Origin of the sequence: Mucilaginibacter sp. RCC_168 (assembly GCF_041355315.1) — a bacterium.
GTDB lineage: Bacteria > Bacteroidota > Bacteroidia > Sphingobacteriales > Sphingobacteriaceae > Mucilaginibacter.
Genome location: NZ_JBFUPN010000016.1, coordinates 118,705 through 136,690, shown reverse-complemented (window position 1 = coordinate 136,690; position 17,986 = coordinate 118,705). Strand labels below are relative to the sequence as shown.

General features: G+C 41.4%; 12 protein-coding genes and 1 tRNA gene. 11 read left to right on the top strand and 2 right to left on the bottom strand.

Annotated elements, in window-relative coordinates:
- The first annotated feature begins 128 nt into the window (after positions 1-128).
- The 8 genes from AB6735_RS16670 to AB6735_RS16635 all read left to right on the top strand — a co-directional run bounded on the left by AB6735_RS16670 (position 129) and on the right by AB6735_RS16635 (position 9,683).
- Positions 129-200, top strand: a tRNA-Arg gene (locus tag AB6735_RS16670).
- Between the two features lie 116 nt (positions 201-316).
- Positions 317-979, top strand: a complete 663-nt coding sequence (locus AB6735_RS16665; protein ID WP_370996982.1) for a hypothetical protein — start codon at positions 317-319, stop codon at positions 977-979.
- 206 nt (positions 980-1,185) lie between these two features.
- Positions 1,186-1,776, top strand: a complete 591-nt coding sequence (locus AB6735_RS16660) for an RNA polymerase sigma factor (protein ID WP_370996981.1) — start codon at positions 1,186-1,188, stop codon at positions 1,774-1,776.
- Between the two features lie 71 nt (positions 1,777-1,847).
- Positions 1,848-2,792, top strand: a complete 945-nt coding sequence (locus AB6735_RS16655; RefSeq protein WP_370996980.1) for a FecR family protein — start codon at positions 1,848-1,850, stop codon at positions 2,790-2,792.
- A gap of 128 nt (positions 2,793-2,920) precedes the next feature.
- Complete coding sequence (locus tag AB6735_RS16650) at positions 2,921-6,313, top strand: SusC/RagA family TonB-linked outer membrane protein (RefSeq protein ID WP_370996979.1); 3,393 nt, start codon at positions 2,921-2,923, stop codon at positions 6,311-6,313.
- A gap of 28 nt (positions 6,314-6,341) precedes the next feature.
- Positions 6,342-7,880, top strand: coding sequence for a RagB/SusD family nutrient uptake outer membrane protein (locus AB6735_RS16645; protein WP_370996978.1), 1,539 nt, complete (start codon positions 6,342-6,344; stop codon positions 7,878-7,880).
- A gap of 73 nt (positions 7,881-7,953) precedes the next feature.
- Positions 7,954-9,003, top strand: a complete 1,050-nt coding sequence (locus AB6735_RS16640; protein ID WP_370996977.1) for a metallophosphoesterase — start codon at positions 7,954-7,956, stop codon at positions 9,001-9,003.
- Between the two features lie 299 nt (positions 9,004-9,302).
- Positions 9,303-9,683: a VOC family protein gene (locus AB6735_RS16635; RefSeq protein WP_370996976.1), complete on the top strand. Its 381-nt coding sequence runs from the start codon at positions 9,303-9,305 to the stop codon at positions 9,681-9,683.
- Between the two features lie 160 nt (positions 9,684-9,843).
- Here the strand turns inward: AB6735_RS16635 and AB6735_RS16630 are convergent, their stop codons facing one another.
- Positions 9,844-12,474, bottom strand: a complete 2,631-nt coding sequence (locus tag AB6735_RS16630; protein ID WP_370996975.1) for a DUF5686 family protein — start codon at positions 12,472-12,474, stop codon at positions 9,844-9,846.
- A gap of 203 nt (positions 12,475-12,677) precedes the next feature.
- Between AB6735_RS16630 and AB6735_RS16625 the strand changes: the two genes are divergently transcribed.
- A complete protein-coding gene (locus AB6735_RS16625; RefSeq protein ID WP_370996973.1) occupies positions 12,678-13,208 on the top strand; it encodes a dihydrofolate reductase family protein in 531 nt (176 codons plus the stop codon).
- A gap of 128 nt (positions 13,209-13,336) precedes the next feature.
- On the opposite strand, the gene AB6735_RS16620 is transcribed toward AB6735_RS16625, so the two are convergent.
- The gene (locus AB6735_RS16620) at positions 13,337-13,792 is read right to left on the bottom strand and encodes a hypothetical protein (protein WP_370996972.1); all 456 of its coding nucleotides are present in this window, start codon (positions 13,790-13,792) and stop codon (positions 13,337-13,339) included.
- Positions 13,793-14,017: 225 nt separating this feature from the next.
- Here AB6735_RS16620 and AB6735_RS16615 point away from each other — a divergent pair, with 225 nt between their 5' ends.
- Positions 14,018-16,195, top strand: coding sequence for a peptidase domain-containing ABC transporter (locus AB6735_RS16615; RefSeq protein ID WP_370996971.1), 2,178 nt, complete (start codon positions 14,018-14,020; stop codon positions 16,193-16,195).
- A gap of 130 nt (positions 16,196-16,325) precedes the next feature.
- A complete protein-coding gene (locus AB6735_RS16610) occupies positions 16,326-17,624 on the top strand; it encodes an HlyD family secretion protein (RefSeq protein ID WP_370996970.1) in 1,299 nt (432 codons plus the stop codon).
- Positions 17,625-17,986 lie beyond the last annotated feature (362 nt).

Below are 17,986 nucleotides of genomic sequence, written 5' to 3'. Positions count from 1 at the left end.
TGCATATTTCAAATGTGCAGATATGGAAACAGGTCACTAACAAATTTTGCAAGTGAGGGTGTGATTTTTCATTGATAATTTGCACCTTTGCAAACTGTTTGCAGATTTACCATTCGGCAAGCCATAAAGGTCCCGTAGTTCAACGGATAGAATAGGAGTTTCCTAAACTCTAGATATGAGTTCGATTCTCGTCGGGACCACAAAATGACCCACCGTATGCCAAGTATGGGAATAAAATTGAAAAGCCTTTAGATGAAAGTCTGAAGGCTTTTGTTTGGAAACTATTTTTAAATTTATGAAAATTTTGTAGCCAATAATGGAAGCATTTATTACATATGATGGTTTACCACTTAGCTCAGGTGGTGCCCATCATTTACGGACAAAATCACCTCATCAAATATATGCTTCGACCTTTACTTTTTTAGAAAAATACACAGATAGTATTTATGCTGATAAAGTTTATATACAGCAATTAAAATTTAACCTTAAAACTGCGTTGAAGTATTCATTAAAATTTGGCATGCCATCTTTTGAATGGAATAATTTTTTAGCGAACGGCTTAAAAGTTGTTTATTGGCCGATTTATAGTAAGAATCTCGATAAGCATATTAATCATATTGCCGAAACCGATGAATTGAGTTTGCATATATTATGGAAATTTAAATTTATAGACTTTAATAGTAAAGAGATTTTGCCCGGACAAAATGAGATCCCTAATATTGATATTCGACTGAGCAATTCACAAATATATATATCTCTATCTGCACTAAAGTCAACAGCATCTGCTTGGTTCGCATTTCCGTTTAGTAGTTTGACAGCAGATAACTTATTATATATACAAGGTATCCAAGAGCTATTGCCGTTCAAGTTTTCTAAATACTCCTGGCGATTGTGGAAAAAGTCAAAGAGCGGTAAATGGATTCCTGAAAAATTTCAGTTTAATTCCTCCAAACTCCCAGCACAACACAATCAACCATAAAGAAGTTCGAGTTTTGTAGTTTAAGGATCATTAAAAAGCTCGGTAGTTTTCCATATCACCGAATTTTTTAATGGATTTTTTGTACGGGAACTTTTTGAGCATTCACATATGCCTTATCCAATCCAGAATATGGCCTAACAACCATGCCATACTTGCTTTCTTAAAGTTCAGTTAACATTAGTAGTGTAGGTTTGTGCCACTAAGTCATGGAAACTGCTGATGCCATTTTACTTTCGCGTATCCGGGAAGACGATCATTCGGCTTTTGACCAGATGTTTGAACGTTATTGGGAGCGGCTGTACAGAGCTGCCCTTTTCAGACTTAATGATGAAGCGCAGGCACAAGACCTTGTACAGGAGATTTTTATTAAACTCTGGCAGCGGAGGCATACCTTATCCATTCAAACCACGCTGGAGCAATACTTACTAAGCGCTGTGCGCTTTAGCGTGATCAGTTATTTCAGATCGCAAAAAGTTACGCATGTTCGTATGGAGGATGCCTTACAACGGGTAGAGCTGCTTGAAAATTCGATCCATGACCATGCCGGCTATCTTGAGTTGGAGCAAACTCTTGAACAGGCCGTTAAACATATGCCCGAAATGCTGCAAAGGGTTTATGAGCTACGCAGCGAAAATCAATCGGTAAAGGCTATTGCCAGTGAGCTGGGTTTGGCCGAACAAACGGTGAAAAATTATATCTCCGAAGTGTTGCGAAGATTACGCATTGTTGTTTCTGAAAAACACCCCGAACAAAGCGCCGCTTATATCGCCCTGATATTATTGGTGCTTTACAATTAATTAACAAAATGTTGATGTAAATTATAAGTACCTCCATGGCTTTTTAACGACTTACTGTTGAAAACCCCAACATGGAGCTACGTAAATTTATAAAACAACTTCGCCGGTACCAGCAAGGTACAACTAATGAAACTGAAAAAGCCATCATTGAAGCCTGGTATGATTCATACGGCGCAGAAAGTGAAAAGCAAGCTTTATCAACAGAAGAACGTGCGCATGTCAGAAATGCCATGCAAACAAACATCCACCAATCTATCCATACGTCAGCACGTCCTTTATGGCCCAAATACCGCATTGCGGCAAGTGTTTTATTATTATGCGCTTTATCCTTATTGATATATTTCGTGCTTAGGCCTGCGGCTCCGACTCAGGAAACCTTTACTACTTTACGCACGCTTAACGGAGAGATCAGGAAGCTGACTCTGCCCGACAGCTCGGTTATATGGCTGAATGCACAAAGCAGGATGCGTATCCCTTCTAATTTTGATAAAAACATACGCCTGGTTTATTTAGATGAAGGTGAAGCTTTTTTCGAAGTAAAACACAACAGCCATAAACCATTCAGGGTTATTACCTCCCCATTGCAGGTACAAGTTTTAGGAACCTCGTTCAATATCAATGCCTATCATGGCCTGCCCCATGTTAAGGTCACCGTAGTTACCGGTAAGGTGGGCGTGAGTAAGGGCGCAAAAGTACTGTCATTTCTTACACCGGGGCATGAGATCACTTATCTGACCGCCCAGGGTATTTTTGAGCTGAAAGAAGCGGATGCCAGTCAGAGCCAAAGCTGGAAAGACGGCGATACTTATGTGAACCGCGTAAAATTTGAAGAATTATCACTTGTTTTTAAAAACCTGTACGGCCTTACTTTAAAAGCCGACAACCAACATGTACATGACTATCTGTTTAGCTTGCGCATTAAACATGGTATGCCCGCTTCAGAAGCGCTAAAACTTATCAACGCAATACATAATGCTCATTTCAGAAAGGAGGGCACTAACGTAATTATTTATTAGCCCTAATTAATAAAGAAACCGGTCCCTGTTTCAGCAGGAGCCGGCTTTAGTTTTCAGCAGGTGAAGGTTTGCCGACCCCGCCTGCCATGCTCAGCAACTATTTGACTCATTACAAAGCAATCAAAAATATGAATTTCCATACACAGTTATGCAGACAGTTTATGCGTATCTCTTTTTTACTTATTTCCATATCAATAACCATAGGCCTGGTATCGGTACAGGCCACTGAGTTAGCCGCTCAGGGGGTGAATACCCGGGTAGATATCAGCTTCGGCAACGAGGATCTTTCTTCGGTTATCAAAAAGCTGGAGCAAAAGGCCAACGTGGTATTTGCCTATGACGATGTATTTTTAAAACTCGCCAGCAAATATACCGATGCGGCGAACTATAAAAATGAAAGCCTGAAAAACATTCTTATGGCCCTGTTCAAGGGGCAGGAGATCGGTTTTAAAGAGCAGGCCGGTAATATCATACTCTACCGCCAACTTTCCGGGCGGATAAACGGGAGGGTCACCGATGAAAACGGCGAACCCATGCCAGGCGCGTCGGTCAGTATCGTGGGTACCTCGTACGGTATGATAACCGATCTTGATGGCAAATATAACCTCACTCTGCCTGAAGGCGCTTACACCGTAGCGGTCACCTTTGTGGGTTACAACCGTTTTGAATCGGCCAATGTAAAAGTTACTGCTTATCAAGCCACGGTGTTAAATATCCGTTTGGTGGCGGATAATCAGCTTAAAGAGGTTACGGTAAGTTATGGTAAGCAGCGCGCCCGCGAAATTACAGGTTCAATAGCACAGGTTAATGCCGCGCCATTACAGGATATGCCGGTAATGCAGTTTGCGCAACAACTGCAAGGTAAGGTAGCCGGTGTATCGGTTGTGCAAAGCAGTGGTCAGCCAGGTAGAGGGATAGATTTCCGTATTCGTGGCGCTGCATCTTTTTTTACGGATAACCAGCCCCTTTTTGTAATTGATGGAATGCCTGTAACCGGTAGCATCAACAATATTAATCCCGATGAAATTGAGAGTTTTAGTATCCTGAAAGATGCGTCTGCCACGGCTTTGTACGGTTCAAGGGCGTCTAACGGGGTAGTATTGATCACCACCCGCCACGCTAAACCGGGAGGAGGCACTTCGGTGGAGTTTAATGCTAACTATGGCGTGCAGGTACTTCCCGGTAACCGGGTACCGAAAGTAATGAACGGCGAGCAGTTTGCGGAGTTTATGAGAGAGCGGGCACAGGATGGTTTGTTATATGAAAAGAATTATACCATCGCCAATGATTATAAAGCCGCTTACCTCGATGTCGACCCATCAAGCTATGGTACCGGAACCAACTGGTATAAACTGCTTACGCGCACCGCGCCTATTCAGAGTTACGATGTAGCGATACAATCGGCAACCGAAAAATCATCTTCTACTGCCATAGTAAGTTACCAGGATCAGCAAGGTGTTTTAATTAACACGGGGACACGTTTATTTTCTGCACGTTTCAATAAAGATCTGTCTGTAGCCAATGGCAAACTAAAAGCAGGGATTAATTTGGCACCAAGCTACCGTTTGGATCATAACAACCGTTTAACAACGGATGGTGTGGGTGGCTTATTTGAGCGCATCTTCGAAGCCAGCCCGCTGATTTCTCCTTTCAATGCCGATGGATTTTATCAGCGCAATGTGAGTTCGCCAGGCATGGTAGCCTATGTTAATCCATTGGCACAGTTTAATCTTACTAATGATAATTACAAAACTACACGCATACTTGGAAATGCTTACCTCAATTACGAGGTTATAAAAGATCTGCTTTTAAAAGTAAACGTAGGCGTTGATAAAGGTGGCGAAACACGTAACTATTACCAGTCTGGTATTGTAACGTCTACAGCTAATAACCCCACGGGTACCAGCAGCTCGGTGGATAATGGTTCATATACAGCAGAGGGCTATCTGAACTATACTAAAACTTTTCATCAGGATCATCATTTCGAAATATTAGGTGGATATTCTGTCCAAAAGTATTCATCAACTTCAAATACGCTAAGCGGCCTGGGATTCCCGAACGATGATATCCCGTACCTGACCGCGGCCACCAGCGTAACCGGTAATAGCTCGTACACAGCTTATTCGTTATTATCGGTTATCGGCCGTATCAACTATAATTATAAAGGTAAGTATCTGCTGCAGGGAGCATTCCGTAACGACGGGTCTTCCCGCTTTGGTGTAAATTCCAGGTACGGTAATTTTCCTTCTGTATCGGCCGGTTGGATAGCAAGTGACGAGAAATTTATGGAACGTTTAAAAGTTGTTGACCTGTTTAAAATTCGCGCCAGTTATGGGATAACAGGTAATAATTTCTTTTCGAATAATTATGTAGCACAATCTACTACTTCAAATTACTATTACAATTATAATAATACCATTACCCAGGGTACTACACTTAGTAATTTGGGTAACCCCAATTTGCAATGGGAGCGGAGTTTACAACTTGATTTAGGGTTTGACCTGAGTTTGCTGAAAAATCGTATCAGTTTGACTTATGATTATTATCACAAAATTTCTGACCACCTGATTCAAGCCAGGGCGCTACCAACATCATCGGGTTATACAACTGTTTATGATAATGTAGGTAAGCTGGCTTTCTGGGGTCATGAGATCACGATCAATACGGTTAATATTAACAAGCGTGATTTTAACTGGAGCAGTTCTTTCAATGTATCGTTTGATCGTAACCTGATCAAGAGCCTGGTATCACCAGGATACATCCGTCGCAATAACACGGTATCATCCGATTACTTCAGGCAACAGGTTGGTCATCATTTAGGTGAGTTTTACGGGTTTGTTTTTGAAGGCTTGTATAAAGACGCGGCCGATCTGGCCAATTCTCCAAAATATCAGGCTACGGCTACCTCGCCTAAGGGAGTATCAGATATAGGCACTATCAAGGTTAAAGATATCAATGGTGATGGCGTGATTGACGATGTGAACGACCGTACATTTATAGGTGATCCTACACCTAAATTTACCGGCGGCTTTACCAACCACTTTACCTATAAGAAGTTCGACCTGAATATCCATACCTCGTTTTCTGTAGGGGGTAAGATCCTTAATGCCGCAAAATGGGCTTACCAAACCAACATGGATGGTTCGCGTGTGCCACTTGCTGCGGCGCTTGACCATTGGCGTTCGGTTGAGAACCCGGGTTCGGGCATTTATCCTCGCACCGAAACGGGCACTACAGCGCTTGGACGTGCTGTAAACTCCCAATGGATCGAAAACGGCTCGTACCTCGCCATAAAAAACATTTCGCTGGGATACACGGTGCACTTCAAAAATAATTTCGCGTTTAAATCTCTCCGTGTTTATACTTCAGTTCAGCAGGCTTTTGTATTTACCGGTTACTCGGGTATGAACCCCGAAATTAACCTGAGCGGGCAGGACCCAACCCAGGGTATTGGTGTTGATGAAAATGCATATCCCATACCCAGGACTTTCTCATTAGGCATTTCAGCCTCCATAAAATAATCAAAAGCAAAACTTTAAAAAGAGCACAATGAAAAGAATATATATTTTGATGGGGCTATTATTACTAACAGCTGCCTCATGTAAAAAAAGCTTTATTGATTTAACACCCCAATCGTCATACAGCGATCAAAATTATTATAAAACCGATGCCCAATTTGGGCAGGCGGTTACAGCTGCATATTCTGGCTTGCGGCTTGTGGTGTCAACAGATTATCTGTTTTCTGAGATGCGCTCGGATAACACTATATATCAATCTTTTTTAAATAACAGGGGTACGGCATATACGGATCGCGAGAAACTTTCCGATTTTATGGATGCTTCAACCGATAGTTATACTGCAGCCGAATGGCAAAAGCTTTACTGGGTAGTATCCAAAGCTAATATTGTTATCTCCAGGCTAAAGACGGCATCAGGCATTGCTGATGCTTCAGTAAAAAGTTATGACGGGCAATGTAAATTTCTGCGTGCGCTGATGTACTTTAAATTGGTACGGTTGTTTGGTGGCGTTCCGTTGTTTATTAAAGAAGTGACTACGCCGGAGGGTGCCTTTTTGCCGCGATCGTCTGTAGATGATGTATATAAACAGATTATTGCTGATGCTACAGATGCCATAAACGAACTGCCGGTGCCAACAAAATTTCCGCAAACGGGTGCAGCTACCAAAGGTTCGGCTACCGTGTTGCTGGCCGATGTATACGTAACCTTAAAACGCTGGGCTGATGCAGAAGCGCAACTAAGCACCTTAGCGGCTATGGGTTACAGCTTAAACACCAATTATGCCGATGCTTTTTTACCTGCCAATAAAAACAGCAAAGAGTCGTTGTTCGAGGTTCAGTTTTTAGATGGAACAGTCACCGGTTCCACGCCTGATTCATTGTGTTTTCATTTCCTGCCCCGAAGTAAAAATACATCGTTAATTACTACACTGGCTATTGACAATACTACAACCGGTGGCTGGAATACACCATCCCAGGACATGATCAGTGATTATGAAACCGGAGACAAACGTCTGGATGCCTCTATCGGTATGGCCGAGGGTACATATGATGGCAGTAGCTATTTTACTTATTCGGCCGTTAAGAGCGTTGTAAATTACAGTGGGCCCCCAAGTGGAAAAACAGCAGTGCCTTATATCAAGAAATATGAGCACACACCAGGCGCCATAACCGGCTCTGCGGATGATTTTCCGATCTACCGTTATTCAGAGGCTTTACTATTACTGGCCGAAGCCCAAAACGAGCAGGGTAAATCACCGCTGTCGGCTTTAAATACGGTTAGGGCCCGCGCAGGTCTGGCGCCAATTGCCGGTGCTGATCAGACAACGTTGCGCAATACTATTTTGCATGAACGCCGTGTTGAGCTGGCATTCGAAAACAAGCGCTGGCACGATCTGGTGCGCACCGGTAATGCAGTTAATGTAATGAACGCTTTTGGTGTTAAACTAAAAACCCAGATCAACTACATCTCGCCTGATTCATACATTGTTAATAGTAATAAACTGTTATATCCTTTACCTCAGGCTGAAATAGGCTTGAATACATTGCTTACACAAAACCCTGGTTATTGATCTGATATTTTTTACGTCCCCTCGTGCACGTAAGGCAGGAGGGGATATTATTAATCTTTAAACAAAAAATATAATGCCGAATTACAGAAAAACATTTATAGCCGGGGCTTGCCTTGGCCTGTTATTACTGAATTATCATGCAAGTGCCGAAAGCAATTTACCCCTGGCAGATACGGTTTTAAATACTCCAGGTCCCGACGCGGTGGTTAAACCGGGTGATTTTTGCATCGCGGTACTGCCCGATACCCAATATTACCTGGCCCAGGCCCAGCTTGGCGGAACCTTTGATATGTTCAAGGCCCAGATTGATTGGATAAAAAAGAACCAGGTTAAGGAAAACATCGCTTATGTAGCGCACATGGGCGATATTACAGAGCATGGCGATAACCCGGTTACGGCAAAAAGCGAATGGTATCTGGCCAAAACCGCGCTTTACGGCCTGGAAAATCCAGTAAGCATCCCTTACGGTTTGGCTGTTGGTAACCATGACCAGTTTCCGTCGCAATACCCGGTTAAGGGCACTACCAACGGCTATAATCAATATTTTGGGGTGAAGCATTTTGAGGGCCGCTCTTATTATGGTGGTCATTACGGCAGTAATAACGATAGCCACTATGATCTGTTCACCGCTGGCGGTGTTGATTTTATGGTGCTGTTCCTGGAATTTGATGTCTTTAACGAAGACCAGGCAGGTATGTACAGCTGGGCCAACCAGATCTTAGCTAAATATGCAACCCGGAAGGCAATTGTGGTGAGCCATTCCATTTTACATTTTAATCCGGTAACCGGTTCCAATACACCACAGGCCCCTTTTAACGCGCAGGGTAAAGCCATTTACGAAAGCCTTAAGGGTAATCCAAACCTGTTTATGATGCTATGCGGGCACGTAGGCGACAATGGCGAAGGTTATCGTACCGAAACTTTCAACGGACATACCATTAAAACTTTCCTTAACGATTATCAAAACCGGCCAAACGGTGGTAATGGTTTAATGCGTCTGTATAAATTCTCCGTTAAGAATAATGAGTTATCGGTCAAAACATTTTCGCCTTATGCCAATACAAGTGAAACAGATGCAGATAGCCAGTTCACCGTTCCTTTGTTTGATAAACCCATAAAGTAAATCTAACCATTGATATGTTCGCCGAAACATACTCCCCTCTGCAACACAAGCCTTGCGCTTAACCCCGCTGTCCGGAAATATGGACCTGAGTGTGCCAGTATCAGAAAGGTAATCAGCCATTTATCAATGATTCTTTTATTCTTATATCAAATTAAATCGCTGTATTTTTAGAATGTTATTTCTGAACAACAAGGTATTAGAGCCTCTTTTTTAAAATTCACCCTAAAGTATGACCATAGGGTTTTTTAGATAATATAATTTTGACTAAGATTTAAAACCTAACAAGGAACTGATTAAATATGAAAAAAGTAACCGGCCTGGGTGGCGTATTTTTTAAGTGCAATGACCCGAAAGCAATGAATGACTGGTATGCCAAAAATTTAGGATTGCCCCAAAGCGAGTATGGAACAACGTTTGAGTGGAGGGAAGATGATGATCCGGAAAAAAAAGGATCAACATCCTGGTGCACATTTCCGCAGGATACCAAATATTTCAATCCGTCTGAAAAGCCTTTTATGATCAACTACCGTGTAGAAAATCTGGTGGCGCTGGTTGACGAGCTAAAAAAAGAAAACGTGACCATTGTTGATGAAATTGCCGAGTATGACTATGGCAAATTTGTTCATGTGCTGGATCCGGAAGGCAACATTATTGAACTTTGGGAACCGAAGGACGAGTAGGGGCAGGATAGCGTAAGAACTTTTAAGGCAACCGGGCATAAGGATCCGGTTGCCTTTGTTTTTTTAATACTCAAAAGGTGGTATGTTGAAGGCGATCCCATCAGCCGTTAAATATTGGCTTTCAATTAATAGAATAGGCATAACAAATTATCAAACTAATTTAAAGATGCGGATCAAAGCTAAGTTTTACACCATAGGGCGAAACCGCGGGATGATCGAGATAATTGAACCTTTTGATCACATCTATTCTTAAAAATTTAAAAATATTTCCGATACCAACACCTCCTTCAACATACGGTGTATCGCCTAAGGCAAAGGTGCCGTTTGATCCGTTTGAAGCTACCGGGAATTGATACAGGTCTTTTGAAAACAAAGGGTTGTTTTCATTACGTAAACCACCATATAATACTTTAAAAGAAAGATATTCTCTCCATTTCAAATGCCTGATCAGTGGGATCTTATTAAGGATAAACCCACTAAAGCTATGTGTAAAGTTGATGCCTATATAATGATCACTAACAAATTCCAGGTAGTTCATTTTGTTATACGCATCGGGATCATAGGCTATGGATTGGTTGGCCCGCAGAATGCTCAACAGGGGGAACGGTACTTTCCCTGTGGTAACTCCACCCAATAAAGTAATATCCGAGTAGCCCAACTGGGAAAGGTAAAAGCGTTTGTAAATATTGGCGGTAATATTATTATAGGTATATGAGCTGTTAAGTACATCTTTAAACGCGTGGCTAAACTGCAGGTTCAGGATCGGATATCGGCTATGGATGGTATGCCGTACTTCTGTACCTTGTATTATTTGCTCATGCGGCGCATATCTTAGGTTCAGCTCAACCGTGCTGGTAGTTAAGTTATGTATGGTATGATTGTCAGCGTTATTTGATATGAATTCCAACGTGCCTGCTGGTTGCTGGTTCCAGTTTCTAAGGGCAATGTTAAAGGAAAAATGATTTTCAAAGTCCCTTACGTAAGCAGCCGTATAAGTTTTGTTGTATAGCCAGTAATCTGTTTTACCTGTACTGAATGATGTGAGTGCGGCCTGTTCCGGAATAACGGTGAGGCTTTGCCCCGGAAGGTCGGCATCATACCGGTAGCTTAACTTAAAATAGTCGCGGGGATACCGGAAAGGAGATACCTTGTTTAGCGAAAAATAAGTGTTAAGGTTATATTTTACCTGTTTATCCTTAAAGCCATAGGCAATGTGATCTTCCAGGTAAATGGTCTTGTTAAATTGGGGCGTTGTCCTTCCGCCCAGCTGCAGCCGGGCGCCCTCCTGTGAGTCATAAGCAAAAGTAGAACCAAGAGGCCCTAACTGCACCGGTCCGATATTGGCATAGCCCCCGGTTAATGCCGAGGCGATCCAGGTGGCTCTTTTAAATGAAGGCATCTTCTCCAACCGGGTAATATGCGCGTATACTGTAGCCTGCTGATGGCTTAGCGTATCCGGGCGATGGTGAGCCCAATAACTGGTATCGGTTTGGTATGAATTTGCTGCAACCTGCTCGCTTTTACCCTCATAAAAAGCGTCGGGCTGAGGGGCGTTTAATTTATAATTGGAAAATACGGCAGTGCGTTCACCTAATATTCCTATCCCTTTATTCTTTAAAAGGCCAAAGTCAGCTTTAACATTGCTTTTTACCAGGAAATAGCGGCCCGAATCCTGCTTATTAAAATCCTGCCGGACCTTGAGGCTGCGCATAAAATTGATATTGATCTCTTTATTTACATTCAACTCGCACGATTTGACAGCATAATTTCCATCCATCGTCACATATAATTTGCCTTCAAACAAAAGGTCGCCCTTGTTGCGTGGGGTAAAACTGATCTCTATTAATTTTTCGGCGGTTGTTTTAATGGTATCGGTGATGAAAAACTTATAAAAGTCTGGGGCGTGGTTGGCGATCGGGCTCAGGAACTGCCGGTTGATAATAAAGATATTATTGGAATAGATATCGATACTATTGCCGTAGAGACGGTTGACATAAATATCGAGCCCCGCGGTATCTATAAACTTAATGATGTTGGTTTGCTTTTGAGCGTTGAGGATCTGGATAGACTTTGAAGGCTCCTTGCGATAATAGTTTTGAAACAATTTTTCGCTGAAAAAAACGGGTAGCGTGGTTTGCGTATGCCCGTTTACTTTTGAAGTTGTATCCAGCATAAACTTGTACTTGCTGAAAAACCGCCCGTTCAGGAATTTATTGGAAAGGTTGAAAACTGAAAGCCCGATACGCTCATACAAATCATATTGCAGGTAGTTTGAGCTTTGCATCCGGTTTCTTTCCTTATGGTCAATAACCTGTTGAATAAGTTCAACCGCGGGGTTGCCTTTATTGCGGTACCTGCCTTTTTTGCCCGATGTTATTTTAACTTCTTTGAGCTGGTTTTCGGCGTACCTGAGTTTAATGGATACGTTATTGAGCTGCCCTGGATTAATTTTCCTGGTTTCTGGCATATATCCCATTGACGAAAAGGTTACCTGGCTAAAAGAACCGGGAGCGCTTAATAAGTAATTGCCATGATTATCAGAAGCAGTGCTGTAAGAACTGCCGGTAAAACTAATACGGATAAATGGAAGTGGTGCTCCGGATACGGCGTCGGTAATACGCCCGCTTACCTGTGTCACTATGGTATTGCTTTGTTGTGCTGATGCGCTTAGCGAAATAAAAATAAAGTATAAAAAACTTAGTTTCTTAAGTTTGTAAACGCTTTGCGATGGGATTATCGCCCACACAGCGGAAGCCAATCGAATAAGCGGATTCCAAAAAATAAATGCCAACTGAATAAATAATTTATTAATAAAAAATTATGTGGGTATTTATTCAGTCATTCAGTTACGTTAGAGCGTTTAAATTTTGCCCTAATTTAACACTTTAATCTGTATTTAGCCTTGGGCTTTAACATATTTAACAAATTGTCACAATGTATATCCGCAAATAATATTCCCAGATGGCGACAGACATATTTAAAATAACCATACATATGGTTTCGAGTCTCGACGGCTATATTGCCAAAAAAGACAATAGTATTTCCTGGTTTGAAACACCCGACAGCTACGAGAAAGGAGTTCATATTACCGAACAGGATGCTAAGGAGTTTCTTAAAACAATAGACTGTTATATAATGGGTGCACGGACATATGAACACGCGCTGGAACTTTCAAAATCATATGGATGGGTTTACGGGGATGTGCCGACTATAGTTTTAACGCACAGGAAACTGCCGGTTGACAGGCCTAATATCGAATTTTATGCTGGCGATCTAAACCATTTTGTAGATGAACGGCTAAAACCATATTACAAGAATGTTTGGCTTGTAGGCGGCGCGGAGCTTGCTAAAGATTTCATTTGTTTAAGTTTAGCTGATGAAATACGACAGTCAATTTTGCCTGTTATTTTAGGCGACGGGATACCGTTTTTTGACCGGATAGGAAAAGAACAGACATTGCACCTGAAAAACGTAACAGCATACAAAACCGGCATGGTTGAACTATGTTACGAAATAAGAAAATAACAGAACGGATCTGGATAATATGTTTAATTTAATTACACTAAAATAGTTTTTGATTGGAAACTGCTTTATCGTGAGTAGCTTTTCATCAATTAATGCAATCATTTTTTTTAATGCAATCATTTTTTTTGTTAATCAAAATCAAACTCAATATTTGAAAAAACACATTTATCTTTTCCTGTTATTATTTGTATTTCAAGGGGGGAACTACAGATCCCGGATTGCGTTAATTTTTCTTGTATTGCGTTAGGAAGGTTGGGATCTATCCTAATTATTTCTTGATTAAATTCTTTCAATTTATCAACATAATATTTGAGTTTATTAGCATAGGCGCTCTTGGCAAAAATAGAAGTGCTTTTATTCTTCACATTATACCTGACTGCATCTCTAATTATCATTAATACTTTCCAGTGAGCACTGTAATAATCGTCCCCTGGATCTATAAAACCAATTAAATATCCAACGGGCGTATTTATACTTCCGCCGGAACTATTCCTAACAACGAAAAATAGCTCTCCAATAAATTCCGAGTTGGATTTAGCTATCCAATGAACTGTGTAGTTTAAAATATGGGTAGTGTCTATCATCGTTGATATTGGGCGATTTACTGATTTGGTAAACGTACATAAATCTACAAATTATCCTGTAACCCAGTTGTGTTATACAGATTGGCCATAAATAGCTCGGGGTTAACCGGCAGCTTTAAAAAATTGATACAGAAATAATGATATATTTCCCTCACTTACCTTAGATATTACATTTATCTTTATCTTCATATAAAAAAATAATACAAAATAATAACCCCAAGATTAATGGCCTTTCCTTTCTATAAGCAACCTGATCAAATGGATTGCGGCCCTACTTGTTTGCGAATGGTGGCAAAATATTATGGTCGTAATTTTACAGTACAAACCCTAAGGCGGCTTTGCGAAATCAATAAAGAAGGTGTTTCCTTACTGGGTATCAGCGATGCTGCCGAAAAAATCGGCTTTCGGTCAATAGGTGTTAAACTAAATACGGCCCAGTTAAAAGAGGCCGAGCTGCCGTGTATCCTGCACTGGCGGCAAAACCACTTTGTGGTATTATACAAGATAAAAAACCACAAATATTACCTGGCCGATCCGGCCGCCGGATTGATAACGCTTAGTGAAGAAGATTTTAAGCGCAATTGGGAAAGTGATACCGAAAGCATGGAGGGCATTGCACTTTTACTTTCACCCACTCCTCAATTTTATGAGCAGGAGGACGAGAAAGGCAACGAAGTTCGGTGGTCGTTTCTGTTGCGATATCTTATTACTTATCGTAAGTTGGTTATTCAGCTGTTATTTGGTTTGGGTATTGGTAGTTTATTGCAGCTCATTACCCCTTTCTTAACGCAGTCAATTGTTGATATTGGTATCAATACCCGTAACCTTAATTTTATTTATATCATCCTGTTTGCGCAAACGGCACTTATTATAGGCCGTGTCAGCGTTGATTTTATACGCTCATGGATCCTGCTGCATATCAGTACCCGGGTTAATGTTTCTATCCTGACCGATTTTTTGATCAAGCTGATGAAACTGCCCATGAGTTTTTTTGATACCAAAATGACCGGTGATATCCTTCAGCGCATGAGCGACCAAAAAAGGATTGAAAGTTTTTTGACAGGTTCTACGTTAAGCACCTTGTTTTCCATGTTTAACTTACTGGTTTTTTCGATAGTGCTTGCTTATTACAATGCAACTATATTTTTTGTATTTGCTGTTAGCAGCGTTATTTATACCGCATGGATCGTGATCTTTTTAAAACGGCGCAGGGCGCTTAATTACAAAAGTTTTGAAATTTCAGCCAAAAACCAAAGCAGCATTGTGCAGCTGATAAACGGTATGCAGGAAATTAAACTCAATAACTGTGAGCAGCAAAAACGCTGGGAATGGGAGCATATCCAGGCCCGGCTATTTAAGTTCAGTGTAAAAACGCTGGCCCTTAATCAATATCAGCAAGGCGGGGCAACGTTTATTAATGAGGGTAAAAATATATTGATCACCTTTTTAAGTGCGCAGGCCGTAATCACCGGAAACTTAACCCTGGGCGCCATGGTTGCCGTGCAGTACATTGTTGGCCAGTTAAGCAGCCCGATTGAACAGTTATTAGGTTTTATTCAAGGTTTTCAGGATGCCAAGATCAGCCTGGAACGGTTGAATGAAATTCACCAGATGGATGATGAAGAACCTGTAGATAAGGAATGGAGCCACAGCCTGCCTGAAAACAAAAGTTTATCCATCAATAACCTTACTTTCCGTTATCCGGGTGCAGGGAATGAGCCGGTGCTGGAAAATATAGATATGGTTATTCCCCAGGGTAAAACCACAGCCATAGTAGGCATGAGCGGCAGCGGGAAAACAACCATATTAAAACTGCTTTTACGCTTTTATGAGCCTCAAAAAGGAGATATTAAAGTTGGCGGGCAGCAAATAGGTAATATTGGCTTTAAAACATGGCGCAGCGGTTGCGGCGTTGTTATGCAGGATGGATTTATTTTTTCTGATACTATAGAGCGTAATATTGCCGTAGGCGATGATTATCCGGATAAGGCTAAATTAAGGCATGCTATAAAAATAGCCAATATTCAGGATTTTATTGACGGACTGCCTTTGGGCCTGAATACCAAGATTGGTGCCGAAGGAAACGGCATTAGCCAGGGCCAGCGCCAGCGGATGCTGATTGCGCGTGCTGTTTACAAAGATCCGCATTATATATTTTTTGATGAGGCCACCAACGCTTTGGATGCCAATAATGAAAGAGTGATCATGGATAACCTGGATGAGTTTTTTGAAGGGCGTACGGTGGTTATTGTAGCGCACCGGTTAAGTACCGTGAGCAATGCCGATAATATCATCGTACTGGATAAAGGGCGCATTATTGAACAGGGAACACATCATGAGCTAACCGCGCTAAAAGGCGATTATTATAAGTTAGTTAAAAATCAACTGGAATTGGGAGCATGAGATTAGATGTGCAGATATGCAAATTTCAAATGTGCAAATTAACTTCGTTGTTTCAGATATGCAAATGATAGGATTCTGTTAATTCTTAGATTCGTTTAATTCGGGTTCAGACAAAAAATCATAGGATAAAATGCCGGTAACATATATTAATAACGGACAAGAGCGGCATACAGACGATATGCAGGATATTATTACCACAGTACCCTCGTGGATACTGCGCTGGGGTATCACCTTGTTTTTTGGTATCCTCGTGCTGATCGTATCCCTGTCGGCAATGGTAAAATATCCCGATATTGTTAAAACGCAACTAAAAATAGAGTCGCCAAACTCTCCTAAGCCGGTAGTTTCTAAAGTGCCGGGTAAACTGATCAAACTACTGGTGAAGGAAAATACCAACGTTGTTGCCGGGCAGGCATTAGCCTATATGGAAAGCACCGGCGATCATGATAAGATCTGGCGTTTGGCAGCAAATTTAAAAGGATTGCAAAGCCAGGTGTTACAAAATAAGCCGGTTAGTCCGCTGCTTTTTCCGGAATCTGATAACATTCAGTTAGGCGAACTGCAATCAGCCTATCAAACTTTTTACCAGGAATATTTGAATTATAAATCGGCTGTTAATGATGGCTTTTATTTAAAGAAGCGAGCGTTTTTGCAAAACGACCTAATGGATCTTACCAAACAGGCACAGCAGCTTAATCAGCAAAAACAGATCCAGCAACGCAATTTTGCCATAGCCGATGATGATTATCAAATGCATAAAAAGCTGGAAAAAGAAAAGGTAGAAACCCCGGCAGAACTGAGGCAACAGGAAAGCAAATACCTGGCCCAGAAAGAACCCCTGGTACAAACCGAATCAGCCCTGATCACTGCGAATAATAATTATGCTGCCAAACAAAAGGATATATTGGAGCTGGATAACCAGATCAGGGAAGAAAAGGCCAAATTTCTGCAGGCACTCAACAGCCTGATAAGCCAGGCCGAGGATTGGAAAAGCAAGTATATTTTAACAGCAGCCCAATCGGGCAAGCTTTCTTATGCCGGTATTGTTCAGGAAAACCAGGTACTCACTGCCGGTCAGGAAGTTTTTGCTATAAACCCGGGTAACGAAGCATTTTTTGGTCAAATGGCTATCCCCCAGGATAATATGGGTAAAGTTAAAGAAGGGCAGGAAGTCCTGGTAAAATTGAAAAGCTATCCATTTGAAGAATATGGTATGATCAGGGGCAAGATCAGTTACATTGCGGATGTTCCGTATAAAGACAGTGTTTTTGTTTCCAAGGTTGATTTTAAGGTAAGAAGCGCATCGGATATGAGAAAACCGATCCACCTTAAACAAGGTATGATGGCTGATGCCGAGATCATTACACAGGATGCCACTATTTTGCAAAGGATAAGCAGGAGCGTATTTAAGATACTCAAGAGTAATTAGATCTTATTATAAAGCCTACTCAATATCACCAAAGATTATGCTTACCCACTGGAAGCCATGAAAAAACTGTCGTTTAATATTTGGCTGACATCCCATGCCAGTTAGTTTTGAGTTTTAACACACTCGCCTACCCGGATCCTGCTTATAGCCCCGATGCTCTTATAGGCAAAAGATATGATGAGGAAATGAGCGATCGGGAATCTTTTTTAAAGGAAGTAAGGAGCCAATAATCATAAGCTAAAAAACCTGTTGGCGAAAGATCTTTTCTGATATCAGTTTTTTTCATTTGTCATGACAGCATAATATTGCAATTAAAACGGAACGTTTGTTCCGTTATGTTATACATTTGCGGAACGATTATT

Bases quoted from the DNA above. Each gene is read 5' to 3' on its own strand.
- AB6735_RS16665 (WP_370996982.1), top strand. From the start codon at position 317: ATGGAAGCATTTATTACATATGATGGTTTACCACTTAGCTCAGGTGGT.
- AB6735_RS16660 (WP_370996981.1), top strand. From the start codon at position 1,186: ATGGAAACTGCTGATGCCATTTTACTTTCGCGTATCCGGGAAGACGAT.
- AB6735_RS16655 (WP_370996980.1), top strand. From the start codon at position 1,848: ATGGAGCTACGTAAATTTATAAAACAACTTCGCCGGTACCAGCAAGGT.
- AB6735_RS16650 (WP_370996979.1), top strand. From the start codon at position 2,921: ATGAATTTCCATACACAGTTATGCAGACAGTTTATGCGTATCTCTTTT.
- AB6735_RS16645 (WP_370996978.1), top strand. From the start codon at position 6,342: ATGAAAAGAATATATATTTTGATGGGGCTATTATTACTAACAGCTGCC.
- AB6735_RS16640 (WP_370996977.1), top strand. From the start codon at position 7,954: ATGCCGAATTACAGAAAAACATTTATAGCCGGGGCTTGCCTTGGCCTG.
- AB6735_RS16635 (WP_370996976.1), top strand. From the start codon at position 9,303: ATGAAAAAAGTAACCGGCCTGGGTGGCGTATTTTTTAAGTGCAATGAC.
- AB6735_RS16625 (WP_370996973.1), top strand. From the start codon at position 12,678: ATGGTTTCGAGTCTCGACGGCTATATTGCCAAAAAAGACAATAGTATT.
- AB6735_RS16620 (WP_370996972.1), bottom strand. From the start codon at position 13,792: ATGATAGACACTACCCATATTTTAAACTACACAGTTCATTGGATAGCT.
- AB6735_RS16615 (WP_370996971.1), top strand. From the start codon at position 14,018: ATGGCCTTTCCTTTCTATAAGCAACCTGATCAAATGGATTGCGGCCCT.
- AB6735_RS16610 (WP_370996970.1), top strand. From the start codon at position 16,326: ATGCCGGTAACATATATTAATAACGGACAAGAGCGGCATACAGACGAT.